The 11,804-nt window shown below is 54.8% G+C and carries 11 protein-coding genes; 3 read left to right on the forward strand and 8 right to left on the reverse strand.

All coding sequences use genetic code 11. From position 1 onward, the window contains the following. The first annotated feature begins 80 nt into the window (after window positions 1-80). Window positions 81-1,001, forward strand: coding sequence for a glucose-1-phosphate thymidylyltransferase RfbA (gene rfbA, locus FJV47_RS06790; RefSeq protein ID WP_159611353.1), 921 nt, complete (start codon window positions 81-83; stop codon window positions 999-1,001). Between the two features lie 166 nt (window positions 1,002-1,167). Here rfbA and serA read toward each other — a convergent pair whose 3' ends face one another. The 4 genes from serA to FJV47_RS06810 form a co-directional block, all read right to left on the reverse strand. Next, entirely contained in the window at window positions 1,168-2,763 is a 1,596-nt protein-coding gene (gene serA / locus FJV47_RS06795; protein ID WP_159611355.1) for a phosphoglycerate dehydrogenase, read from the reverse strand. 796 nt (window positions 2,764-3,559) lie between these two features. After that, window positions 3,560-3,871: a hypothetical protein gene (locus FJV47_RS06800; RefSeq protein ID WP_159611357.1), complete on the reverse strand. Its 312-nt coding sequence runs from the start codon at window positions 3,869-3,871 to the stop codon at window positions 3,560-3,562. A 177-nt stretch (window positions 3,872-4,048) separates the two neighbouring features. Then, window positions 4,049-4,600 (reverse strand): acyltransferase, encoded by a 552-nt coding sequence (locus tag FJV47_RS06805; RefSeq protein ID WP_159611359.1) that lies wholly within the window; start codon window positions 4,598-4,600, stop codon window positions 4,049-4,051. Window positions 4,601-4,940: 340 nt separating this feature from the next. Beyond that, complete coding sequence (locus FJV47_RS06810) at window positions 4,941-5,639, reverse strand: class I SAM-dependent methyltransferase (RefSeq protein ID WP_370514999.1); 699 nt, start codon at window positions 5,637-5,639, stop codon at window positions 4,941-4,943. 211 nt (window positions 5,640-5,850) lie between these two features. Between FJV47_RS06810 and FJV47_RS06815 the strand changes: the two genes are divergently transcribed. Further along, window positions 5,851-6,459: a hypothetical protein gene (locus FJV47_RS06815; protein ID WP_159611363.1), complete on the forward strand. Its 609-nt coding sequence runs from the start codon at window positions 5,851-5,853 to the stop codon at window positions 6,457-6,459. A gap of 174 nt (window positions 6,460-6,633) precedes the next feature. On the opposite strand, the gene ilvC is transcribed toward FJV47_RS06815, so the two are convergent. From ilvC to FJV47_RS06830, 3 genes are all read right to left on the reverse strand, one after another. Then, entirely contained in the window at window positions 6,634-7,665 is a 1,032-nt protein-coding gene (ilvC, locus tag FJV47_RS06820) for a ketol-acid reductoisomerase (RefSeq protein ID WP_159611365.1), read from the reverse strand. A gap of 106 nt (window positions 7,666-7,771) precedes the next feature. Further along, window positions 7,772-8,284 (reverse strand): acetolactate synthase small subunit, encoded by a 513-nt coding sequence (gene ilvN, locus FJV47_RS06825; RefSeq protein WP_159611367.1) that lies wholly within the window; start codon window positions 8,282-8,284, stop codon window positions 7,772-7,774. A 3-nt stretch (window positions 8,285-8,287) separates the two neighbouring features. Then, window positions 8,288-10,171 carry an acetolactate synthase large subunit gene (locus FJV47_RS06830; RefSeq protein ID WP_159611369.1) on the reverse strand — a complete coding sequence of 628 codons (1,884 nt, stop codon included), beginning with the start codon at window positions 10,169-10,171 and terminating at the stop codon, window positions 8,288-8,290. A gap of 568 nt (window positions 10,172-10,739) precedes the next feature. On the opposite strand from FJV47_RS06830, the gene FJV47_RS06835 reads away from it, so the two are divergent. After that, on the forward strand, window positions 10,740-11,201 hold the full coding sequence (locus FJV47_RS06835) for a hypothetical protein (protein ID WP_159611371.1): 462 nt from the start codon (window positions 10,740-10,742) through the stop codon (window positions 11,199-11,201). Window positions 11,202-11,279: 78 nt separating this feature from the next. On the opposite strand, the gene idi is transcribed toward FJV47_RS06835, so the two are convergent. Continuing rightward, a complete protein-coding gene (gene idi, locus FJV47_RS06840) occupies window positions 11,280-11,801 on the reverse strand; it encodes an isopentenyl-diphosphate Delta-isomerase (RefSeq protein ID WP_159611373.1) in 522 nt (173 codons plus the stop codon). Window positions 11,802-11,804: the final 3 nt, after the last annotated feature.

Below are 11,804 nucleotides of genomic sequence, written 5' to 3' on the forward strand. Positions count from 1 at the left end.
CTCCTACAGGTCAGAACCTAGCAATTCTCGAGTATGACTACGCTGACGCTACCTACATACCGGGCCCTAGGATCAGTAGCATGAAGGGAATAATATTGGCTGGCGGAACCGGGTCTCGATTGCATCCGATAACGCTGGGCATCTCAAAACAGTTGGTGCCTGTCTATGACAAGCCGATGATCTACTACCCGCTGACTACGTTAATGCTGGCAGGAATCCAAGATATTCTGATCATCACCACACCGCGTGATGAAGCCGCATTCGAAGAGTTACTAGGCGACGGATCACAGTTTGGCATCCGTCTGACTTATGCAGTGCAGCAAAGGCCAGAGGGCCTAGCTCAAGCCTTTATCCTAGGGGCCGACCACATTGGTAACGATTCTGTTGCCCTCGTATTGGGCGACAATATCTTCTACGGCCCGGGTTTTGGTACACAGCTGATGAACTATGCTGACAAGCCAGGGGCAGCAATTTTTGGCTACTGGGTCAAAGACCCCAGCGCGTATGGCGTGGTTGAATTTGATAAATCAGGAAAGGCAGTTTCCCTGGAAGAAAAGCCACTCGATCCGAAGAGTCATTTCGCCGTTCCAGGTCTCTACTTCTACGACAACTCAGTCGTTGAGAAAGCGCGGAATCTGCAGCCATCTGCTCGCGGCGAGTTGGAAATTACAGATATCAACCGCCTCTACCTTGAAAATCAAGAGCTCAACGTCACGGTGTTAGCTCGTGGGACAGCTTGGCTGGATACGGGTACTTTCGACTCACTGAACGAGGCATCAAATTTTGTGCGCACTGTTGAAGCGCGACAAGGACTGAAAATAGGCTCGCCTGAAGAAGTTGCTTGGCGTCTAGGGTTCATTGATGATCAGCAGCTGCGCGATTTGGCAAACAAGCTGGGCAAGAGCGGTTATGGCGACTACTTGTTGCACCTGGGCGAACTAGATTTTGTCGATCCGCACCATCAGACGCAGAGATCGATGTCTGCTGCATTTGCAGACTAACCGAGATGCGGCGCGGTGTAGTCTTGCTCCTAGATTCCTAATCCCAGTGAGCGCTTGAGCTCATGTTCACGTCTCGCCATGGTATCTGTAGAAATCGTTGACTTATAGGAAAGCCCGCCGGCCGAACTTCAAGTTCGGCCGGCGGGCTTTGAAGAGCTAACGCTAATTAGTCTTCGAGGTTGATCTCGCGTGCAACGCTAGCGCCGATTGCGGCACCAACTACGTCAAGGACACCTGCTGGCAATGCCGAGTCGATGCTGATAACAGCCAAAGCTTCGGACTTCTTCTCATCGCGGGCAACCTGCATGCCTGCGATGTTCACACCCTGCTCGCCCAGTACGTTGCCCAGGGAGCCAACGACACCTGGACGGTCAGAGTAACGAACGACGATCATGTGATCCGAAATTGGGATTTCGATTTCATGGCCGTTGATACCAACAAGCTTTTCAATCTGCTTAGGACCGGTCAGGGTACCAGCTACTGCCAGCTGCGCGCCTTCGTTGGTGGAGCCCTTGATGGTCAGCTGGTTGCGGTATTCAGGTGAATCAGCGGTGGTGATCAAACGAGTCGCCACGCCACGCTGCTCAGCAAGAACTGGCGCGTTCACGTAGGAAACCTGCTCCGAGACAACGTCCATGAAGACGCCCTTGAGTGCCGAAAGCTCCAAAGCCTTGACATCGAGGGAAGCGATTTCACCGGCAACCTCAACGTCAATGCTGGTCAACGATCCTGCGGTCAGTGCGTTGAAGATACGGCCGAGCTTTTCGATCAGTGGGATACCTGGGCGTACGTTCTCGTCAATGACGCCACCGGCAACGTTCACTGCGTCTGGAACCAATTCGCCAGCCAGCGCCAGTCGAACCGACTTAGCTACCGATACGCCAGCCTTCTCCTGAGCCTCGTCGGTGGAGGCGCCAAGGTGAGGGGTGACGGTCACGTTGTCGAATTCGAAGAACGGAAGGTCGGTGCTTGGTTCCTTGACGAAGACGTCAATACCGGCGCCGGCGATTTCTTCGTTCTTCAATGCTTCGTAAAGGGCATCCTCGTCGACCAGACCACCGCGAGCTACGTTCACTACGTACGCAGTGTTCTTCATCTTGGAGAACGCATCCTTGCCCAGCATGCCCACGGTCTCTGGGGTCTTTGGCATGTGGATGGTGATGAAGTCAGCCTGTTCCAGCAGCTCATCCAGGGTCAGCAAGGTGACACCAAGCTGAGCGGCACGTGCCGGGGTGATGTATGGGTCGTAGGCGACAATTTCCATACCGAAGCCCTGCAGGCGTGCTGCCACCAATGCACCAATACGGCCCAGACCGATGATGCCGGCCTTCTTCTCGAAGAGTTCAACGCCGGTGTACGAGCTGCGCTTCCAGGCGCCACCCTTCAACGAGGCGTTAGCTGCAGGGATTCGACGAGCCAGGGAAACGATGTGACCCACGGTCAGTTCTGCAGCGGAAATGATGTTGGAGGTAGGAGCATTCACGACCATGACGCCAGCCTGGGTGGCCGCCTTGATGTCAACGTTATCCAGACCAACACCCGCACGAGCGATGACCTTCAAGTTCTTGGCTGCAGCAATAGCTTCGGCATCTACCTGGGTGGCCGAGCGAACCAAGATTGCGTCAACATCCGCGATAGCTTCGAGAAGCTGAGAGCGGTCCGCGCCGTCCGTCTGACGAATTTCAAAATCGGGACCAAGTGCAGCAACAGTTGCAGGAGAAAGTTGCTCGGCCAGAAGTACGATGGGCTTAATGTCAGACACGGGTGTGGCACCTTTGCGATTTCATTGGGCTGATGCTTGCAAGGCGATAGCTTCTAATCACTACCGTCGAATCAAGCCTAACCCCATACAACGCTCGTTTTGGTGCGAAATCACGCATGTTACGCACAGAAAACGGCACTTTGTGAAAACTTTCACTTATTACATAGAATGTGACATTCCGTGCCCGCAAACCGATTGTTTACGTACCGGCACTGGCTCTCATGACTGACACTGTCTGAAGCCATGGAGTCGATATTACTAACACCCGACGATCCTCGACGGTTGCCTCACCTTCTCCCTGCTGCCGTCAACGGCATTCCCGGATTTCCCGGACTTCAAAGATTCCACATTGATGGCAGGCACCGCGAAATAGGTTTTGTGTCACTTTTAACAGTCGGTTCACGCAAGCAAACGTCATCTCCTGCCCATTGACGTCCGCGTTCTCACGTACACCTTTCCGCGCGGAATGAGACTGACGAACGACCTACCTATTACCTGCCGTTTTCGTTTGAGCCGGTCGCTTTGCCCGCTCTGAAATACGGCTTAGCGCACCATTGATTGGACCCGCCAAGAACACCAAATATTAACCATTACAGGAACCCAGTTGCCTCAAAACCCCTTACGCTCACAGCGACCTCAGTAGTCCCTGTGGTTTGATCAATATTTGCCGTCTCGGATCTGCGCGTACCCCAACAAGCTCAAGGTGCTAACGCGAATGTCCCGACCAAAGTTCCGGCAAACATTGAGAAGTTCTTGTTCAGCGGCGACTCAATTTCTGATGGATGGTACGCATCGGTCAAGTCAAAAGGCTTTGTCGACCGTGCTGAACGGGCCATTCATCCACACCCACGAGCATTGCTTTACGGTGGGCCAAGTTGGCGAAAGATTCAACATCCCAACCAACGTTGACCTTGCGATAGTTGAACTCGGCACCAACGACGTGAATAAAGGCACCGCCCGCGAAGCATTCAGCATCAGCTACCCGCAATACATCAACCGCGCTATGAGCAAATCTCCCAAGGCAGCGCTCATCAGTTTGGGCGTCTTCCTGCATCACCGCATAGCTCAGCTTCTTGACGGAGTCATTCGCCAGACCTGCGGAAGTCATCGCGACACGTTCATCCCCATTAGTGATCTCCGCGTCAACAAGCACCTGCCGGCCCCTATGTGAGAAAAACGTGAACTGGCAAGGCCAATCTAGGACACACCAACGATTACCATCATGAGGTCATCGCTCATCGAATCATGACCGTCGTTCGCGGCCTACAGAAACCTCGAGTCTCAGCTAATTTCCTGGACGCCTGAGCTTTTCCTTAATGCGGTCTCCAAGCGATCGAGAAGCCAGCGCAACTTGTGGATGATCAATATCAACAGTCTTATTCCAATATTTTTCGGACTTCTTCACCGTGGATGCGTCTGGTTTGTATGGTGGCGCGGCGAAGGACAAGTGGAGTCGCTCCCAGGCAATGCTCTGACGAACTACTTTCGCTGGCGCGCCCACAACGATCACGTTGTTCGGGATCCGTTTGGTCACGATACTTCCGAAGCCAATAACTGAACCATCACCAATCTTGGCACCACCCAATAGGGTGGCCTTCGCACCGATCCAGACGTGATTTCCGACAATGAAGTCTTTGGCGGGATTGACTCTTTTCCCGGTGGACACATCGAAGATGGGGTGCCCATCGTCAGCACGGAACTGATTTTGGCTGGCAATCATCTCATCGTCGCCAAAACTCACCGTCACGCCTTCTACCGCGCTATCGATGAACATCGTCGTGGTGGTGAGATCAGCGCCGATTTTCACCGTTGCATCTTCACCAATACGGATGTTCATCTCTAGTGGCTTCCTGCGACTTGGACCGATAGTCAACGTCCCGTTGTCGCAATCAAAGACGACTTTCAGCTTCTTGATGCGGGCATTTTCATCGATGACTATCCGGTTGTTTTGCCTCGGATAGTGATGTCAATGTTTTGGTCGAAGACGGTCGGCGATTCGACGGTATTGCCATCATCATCGGTGTACCCAGTGAGTGCGGTTAGCTTCTTCATGTCGCCAGCCTGCAGATGCACTAAATCATGTTACTGCTGCGCCCTGCCCGCGATTCAAAAGTTAGGAACGCGCCGGCAGGATGCAGGCCCCATAGAAGATCATCACACCGACTAACTCTTTAGGTTCACATTGCCCGCAGGGTGAAGAAGATGAAGCTCAAGAAAGCATCTCGATCCCGTAAGGCCTCCGGCACAACAGCCTGCGGAGCGTCTTTTGAGTACGGTGGTTCCCACACGCGCTCAATGCTAAATCCTGTATCAATGAACGCTGACATTGTCACATGCAATGGATGATGCCAGTAGCTTAATTCCGCTGACTCACCGTTTAAACTCACTTCGTCCGTGTATTCGGTGACCTTGAAATAGTCCTTGCCGCGGTGATTCCACGGGTACAAGATGGGATGATTTACCGAAATGAGTAACCGACCGCCGGGTCGCAGTACGCGTCTCACTTCTTGTAAAGCGAAACTCCAGTCGGGCAAATAGTGAAACACCAGGGAAGCAACTGCATCATCGAAGGAATTGTCTTCATACGGAAGCACCTCGCCTAATTTAGCAACTCGAAGCTCAGCAGTTTCGCCTAGTCGCTGTTTCGCTATATCAATCATGGCTGCACTGGCGTCAAATCCTGAGAGCTTGGCGCCACGCTTAACGAGCTGATCAGTCAACGGCCCTGCGCCACAACCAATATCCAAGATATCGTGGCCACAAACGTCCCCGGCAAGTTCCAACATGGCCGGCCGTTCATAGTAGGCATTGAGCAAACTGGACTCGTTTTCTAGCGCATAGGCTTTCGCGAATTGATCATAGTCACTCACGGCCATCATTGGTCCTTTCCAGACGTTTCATAAGAGCATAACAATGCGCGCGTACGAAGTACTGGATCCCCGGCAGCATAGCAACGGTCCCAGGAATCCGTTCTGATTCTCAGCCGGTCTCCATGTCCGTCTTTCTACTATCGCGTAGAACATTAACACCATATGATAGACACTGAAACATTCAAGTTTCATCTCTCATCACTCACCATGGGGAAAAATGAAAACTCTCGTTCAGCGCGCCCTGGCTGTTAGCGCAGCTTGCGCTCTCGCCTTCTCCGGCGTCTCCGCAGCTTCCGCTGCCGCAGTTCCAGCTTCGGTTCACGGTGTAGGTATCGTAGCGGCTAAGAAGGCCGCTCCTGTAGCTATCAAGAAAATCGGCACTAAGACTGTTAAAGGTTCCGCCAAGGCAACCATCAAGCCCAGCTATTCCAAGGCAAAAAACGTGCAGATCAAATCTGCGCTGTTGAAGGTAACCAAGGGCAAGAAGACCGTTGCCAAAAACAAAAAGTCCGTAAAACTGGCTGCTGGTTCGTACAAGGTCACCACCACGGTGAAGTACAAGTTCAAGGGCAAGACTTCCACCGTTTCCAAGACCCAGAGTCTGCAGGTGAAGAAGGCTAGCACAACCAAGCGCTCGGTCGCGATGAGCGGCAAGAGCTACAACTGCCCCGCAGGTTACCCAGTGAAGGGCAACCGCACCGGAAGCAAGAAGGAATGGAAGTACCACGTACCTCGCGGCGCTCTCTATTCACGCACCAAGCCTGAAGAGTGCTTCAAGACCACTTCTGACGCTAGCAAGGCTGGTTACCGCGCATCTAAGCGCTAATCACATCAGCCCGAAACATGCCTGGCTCGATTCCCCTATGGTGGGTTCAAGCCAGGCATTTTTTGGCTCTTCATGACCATATACACCCAAAACTAAAGGTTCGGCTCACTACCCCATACCGGGAAACGAGCCGAACCTTTTAGTGTCTACTATTTACGCAGCAAACGCTGTAGCTTAGCGGGCTACGGAACCGTCTACGTAGTCATCCGAAGATGCATCCGAGATCCAGGAGAACAACGAGCGCAGTTCGCGACCGGTGGTCTCGATTGGGTGAGCTTCACCCTTGGCACGCAGTTCCTTGAACTCAGGAGCGCCAGCCTTCTGGTCATCCATGAAGCGCTTAGCAAAAGCACCGGACTGGATATCGCTCAGAACAGCCTTCATGTTTTCCTTCACCTCTGGGGTGATAACGCGTGGGCCGGAAACGTAGTCGCCGTACTCAGCGGTGTCAGAGATGGACCAACGCTGTTTGGCGATGCCACCTTCCCACATCAGGTCAACGATCAGCTTCAGCTCGTGCAGCACCTCGAAGTAAGCGATTTCTGGCTTGTAGCCAGCTTCGGTCAGAACTTCGAAGCCGTACTGAACCAGCTGCGAGGTACCACCGCAAAGAACAGCCTGCTCACCGAACAGGTCGGTTTCGGTCTCTTCGGTGAAGGTGGTTTCGATAACACCAGCGCGGGTGCCACCAATACCTGCAGCGTAGGACAGTGCAAGGTCCTTGGCGCCGCCGGTGAAGTTCTGCTCCACAGCGATCAGGTCAGGGATACCACGGCCAGCTTCGAATTCGCGGCGTACGGTGTGGCCTGGAGCCTTTGGTGCAACCAGGGCAACGTCAACGTTGGCTGGTGGCTGGATGAAGCCGAAGCGGATGTTGAAGCCGTGACCGAAGAACAGTGCGTTGCCCTCTTCGAGGTGCTCGGCGATGGACTCGGTGTATACCTGAGCCTGAACCTGGTCTGGGGTCAGGATCATGATGACGTCTGCCCAGGCAGCTGCCTCAGCAACGGTGGATACCTTCAGGCCTTCAGCTTCAGCCTTAGCGCGGGACTTCGAGCCCTCAGCCAGACCAACAACAACCTCAACACCCGAGTCGCGCAGGCTTAGTGCGTGCGCGTGGCCCTGGGAACCGTAACCAATGATGGCTACCTTCTTGCCCTGGATGATTGAGAGGTCTGCGTCGTCTTCGTAATACAGATCAGCCACTGTAGTTCTCCTTATTTGTTCTTTGGCGTTTAGCTCACTGACTAAACTATGTGCCAAGTATCTAAAATTTGTAGTTCGTGTCCGTTGATGTCTTCGCCGCGTAGGCTCAGAGGGTTTTCAGCGCGCGGTCGCTCATCGACTTGGAGCCTCGTCCCACCGCTAGGGTGCCGGACTGGACAATCTCTCGAATACCAAATGGTTCAAGGACTGCTAGAAGTGCGTCAATCTTTGCCGCGTTGCCGGTGGCTTCAACCACCAGCGAATCGGTGGACACATCGATCACCGAAGCACGGAAGAGTTCCGCAGCTTGGGTCACCTGCAGGCGGGTTGCCGCGTCGGCACGGACCTTAATCATGATGTGATCGCGCTGCACCGAGGTTTCCGGTAGCAGTTCTACGATTTTGATGACGTTGATCAGCTTGTTCAGCTGCTTGGTCACCTGTTCCAGGGAATCTCCCTCTGCGTCAACCACCACGGTCATGCGGCTGATGCCGTCAATTTCGGTGGGGCCCACAGCCAGAGAATGAATGTTGAAGGCACGGCGGGCGAAGAGGCTAGCGACTCGGGTGAGTACACCGGGTACGTCTTCAACCAGTACCGAAAGCGTGTGCTTTGCCATGTTCTAGTCCTCCTCTTCCCATTCAGGGGTCATGCCCTTGGCGATCTGAATCTCATCGTTGCTCACGCCAGAAGGAACCATTGGCCACACCATCGAATCGGCAGAGACCACGAAGTCAATCACCACTGGGCGGTCATTGATTTCCAGGGCCTGCTTGATGGTGGCGTCGATGTCTTCGTCGCGTTCACAACGTAGACCCACACAGCCATAGGCGTCAGCGAGCTTCACGAAGTCAGGCACACGTGCGGTGCCATGACCGGTGTTCAGATCGGTGTTGGAGTATCTGCCATCGTAGAACAGGGTCTGCCACTGGCGAACCATGCCCAGCGAGGAGTTGTTGATGACGGCAACCTTGATAGGGATCTGGTTGATCACGCAGGTCGCCAGCTCTTGGTTGGTCATCTGGAAGCAGCCATCACCATCAATAGCCCAAACCACGCGGTCAGGATCGGCCACCTTGGCACCCATCGCGGCGGGAACCGAGAAGCCCATGGTGCCCAGGCCAGCGGAGTTCAGCCAGGAGCGTGGACGCTCGTACTTGACGAACTGAGCTGCCCACATCTGGTGCTGGCCTACACCGGCAACGTAGATTCCTTCCGGTCCGGTAAGCTCACCGATGCGCTGGATGACGTTCTGCGGTGCCGAAAGACCATCCTTGGTTTCGGTGTATCCGATGGGGTAAGTTTCACGTAGTCGGTTCAGCATCCCCCACCAACCGGTGAGGTCCTGCGGTGCTTCGTTCTCAAAGCGGGTAGCGCAGGCTTCATGTAGCTGCGGGATGATCTCATCCAGCGAGCCAACAATTGGCACGTCCGCCACGCGGTTCTTGGAGATTTCCGCTGGGTCAATATCGGCATGGATGACCTTCGCGTTAGGTGCGAAGGACGAGAGTACACCGGTGACGCGGTCATCAAATCGGGCACCGAGGGTAATCAGCAGATCAGCTTGCTGCAGTGCGGTCACAGCCGAAACTGCACCGTGCATACCAGGCATGCCAACGTGCTGCTCGTGAGAATCTGGGAAGGCACCGCGTGCGGTCAGGGTGGTAACCACTGGCGCGTTGATGAATTCCGCAAATTTCTTGAGCTCTTCGTGGGCGTTGGCCTTGATCACGCCACCACCAACGTAGAACACCGGACGAGTTGCCGAAGCGATCAGCTTCGCGGCTTCGCGTAGCTGCTTGTTGTGTCCACGAGTCACCACGCGGTAACCAGGAAGGTCTACCTTTGGAGGCCAGGAGAAAGTCATTTCAGACTGCTGAGCATCTTTGGTGATATCCACCAAGACCGGACCGGGGCGACCGGTCTGAGCGAGGTAGAAGGCACTAGCCAGAGTCTGTGGAATGTCCTCTGCCTTGGTCACCAAAAAAGCGTGCTTGGTAATTGGCATCGTGATGCCAACAATGTCTGCTTCCTGGAATGCATCAGAGCCGATGAAGGCACTGTGCACCTGACCGGTGATGGCCACCATTGGCACCGAGTCCATATTGGCATCGGCCAGTGCGGTGACGAGGTTGGTTGCGCCTGGACCGGAGGTGGCGATACATACGCCTACCTCGCCGCTGGCCATGGCGAAACCCTGTGCGGCGTGGCCGGCACCCTGTTCGTGGCGGACCAAGACATGGTTGATCTTGGTCGAATCCATCAGTGGATCATAGGTGGGAAGGATGGCCCCACCTGGTAATCCGAAGACGTCTTTGACGCCTAGTTCTTCCAGCGAGCGGACGATGGCTTGTGAGCCCGTCATCTGTGTGGGAGCAACGATATTATTCGGACCCTGTACCGGGTTCGAAGCTTCCACAACGGAAGAGACAGCGGCGGCGGCATCCTTGGTTCGATTGATTGACTTCGCAACCGACGCCGGATTGGCGGGTGTTGAGTTGCTCATCGGGATCCTTTCCATTTCTATCTCTTCGTTTGCGCATAAAAAACGCCCCGCGGCCGTCACTACTGACGAAAGGGGGCTTGCGCGTTACCGATGTTCTGTCTGCTTAGTGGGACAGCGCCTCAGGCTCCGCGCCTGATAACTAGTAGAACATCGAAGTTTGTTTGCATGCCTCTAGTTTTCTCTACCCGAAGGCAAAGAGCAAATAGACGCCCCGACCATCTCATTATATGAGATGGATGTCCAATGTGTGGACTCGTGGTTTACCCGGTGAGCATTTTCGCTGCCTCTTGTGGCGAACCGCGTTGAATGAAACGCCTGACAGGGAACGCTGGACAAGCGCAGTAATATACATAGCTCTCAGCGCAATACTCACCCAGAAGGCCGGCCGAGCGAAAACCGACAGTGACCACACGGGCATGCGGTTTGATATTCGGCGTAGCATCCTGGCTCATAAATCTCATTCTACTTGTCAATATGACCAATCATGCATCCCATGACATCTCCATGACACATTTCGATTAATGTCACCACTGATCAAATTGTCCAAACTATCGGTAGAGTAGAAAGCATGGACAACCGCCCAGAAGAAAATCCAGCCGAGCAGGTCAAGGCCCGTCTCCACGAGGCCTTCGATTCGCAGATCCCCAACTTCGCCAGCTACAACCTTGTAGCCGGCACCGGCATTGCCGGTTCGGGTGGTCTAAAGGTCATTGGATATCGGCGCCAGCCCGCAGAACTGATCATTGCCCCGGTCAATGCCAACGATCTGCGCGCGTCGGAAAATGCCATCAATATCAACAACACGAATGTGAATCAGCTCGCCGAGCTCAGCGATGGCGGCTATGAGGTAGCCACCTCCACCGGCCGGGTCTTCCGCTTCAACATCCCGGACAAGCCGAGCATCGATTACCACATCGACGATGCCGTGACCGTCGGCGCGCAGATCGACCAGGAATCCGATGCCCGGGATTTCGCGGATTTCATGGACCACTTCATGAACACCATCGAGGGCACCGAGAATTTCGTATAGCCGCTGGCCTGAGATCCCGGCTGGCAATGGCCACCGGTGGATGCCCCAGGGCATCGGCCGGTGGCCATTGCCACAGCGCTAGCCTCGACTTCGGTAGAGCTCCATGCCATTGGCCTGCATGACCAGCCACGGACTGAATGCCCAGGGAGTTGCCCTCACCGATTGGGCCAGGGCCCCGGGCTCCACCCAGCAGTAATCCATGACTTCCTCCGGATTCGCGGCGATCTCTCCTGCCGCGATCGCCGTGAATACCGGGCAGATTTCATTCTCCACGATGCCCGAGGCATCCACGGCCCGGTAGCGGAAGTCCGGAAGCGCCATCCGCACGTCCCGGACCTCCAGGCCCAGCTCCCCCTGTGCGTGGCGCGCCAGGGCACGCTCCAGGTCCTCCCCCGGCTGCGGATGTCCGCAAAAGGAATTAGTCCACACTCCCGGCCAGGTCAGTTTTCCCAAAGCCCGGCGGGTGGCCAGTACCTGCCCGGCATCGTTGATCACATGGCAGGAGAAAGCCTGGTGCAAGGGGGTATTTGTGCTATGCACCGTCTGCTTGGACTGCGTGCCGATGGGCTGGCCATCGGCGGAAAGCAAGATGACATCCATTCT

The sequence above is a fragment of the Glutamicibacter sp. JC586 genome, from assembly GCF_009805585.1.
GTDB lineage: Bacteria > Actinomycetota > Actinomycetes > Actinomycetales > Micrococcaceae > Glutamicibacter.

What these genes read in the sequence shown, in the direction of transcription:
- FJV47_RS06800 (WP_159611357.1), bottom strand. Translation starts at nt 3,871, where the DNA reads ATGACTTCCGCAGGTCTGGCGAATGACTCCGTCAAGAAGCTGAGCTAT.
- FJV47_RS06815 (WP_159611363.1), top strand. Translation starts at nt 5,851, where the DNA reads ATGAAAACTCTCGTTCAGCGCGCCCTGGCTGTTAGCGCAGCTTGCGCT.
- FJV47_RS06810 (WP_370514999.1), bottom strand. Translation starts at nt 5,639, where the DNA reads ATGGCCGTGAGTGACTATGATCAATTCGCGAAAGCCTATGCGCTAGAA.
- idi (WP_159611373.1), bottom strand. Translation starts at nt 11,801, where the DNA reads ATGGATGTCATCTTGCTTTCCGCCGATGGCCAGCCCATCGGCACGCAG.
- ilvN (WP_159611367.1), bottom strand. Translation starts at nt 8,284, where the DNA reads ATGGCAAAGCACACGCTTTCGGTACTGGTTGAAGACGTACCCGGTGTA.
- rfbA (WP_159611353.1), top strand. Translation starts at nt 81, where the DNA reads ATGAAGGGAATAATATTGGCTGGCGGAACCGGGTCTCGATTGCATCCG.
- FJV47_RS06830 (WP_159611369.1), bottom strand. Translation starts at nt 10,171, where the DNA reads ATGAGCAACTCAACACCCGCCAATCCGGCGTCGGTTGCGAAGTCAATC.
- FJV47_RS06805 (WP_159611359.1), bottom strand. Translation starts at nt 4,600, where the DNA reads ATGAACATCCGTATTGGTGAAGATGCAACGGTGAAAATCGGCGCTGAT.
- FJV47_RS06835 (WP_159611371.1), top strand. Translation starts at nt 10,740, where the DNA reads ATGGACAACCGCCCAGAAGAAAATCCAGCCGAGCAGGTCAAGGCCCGT.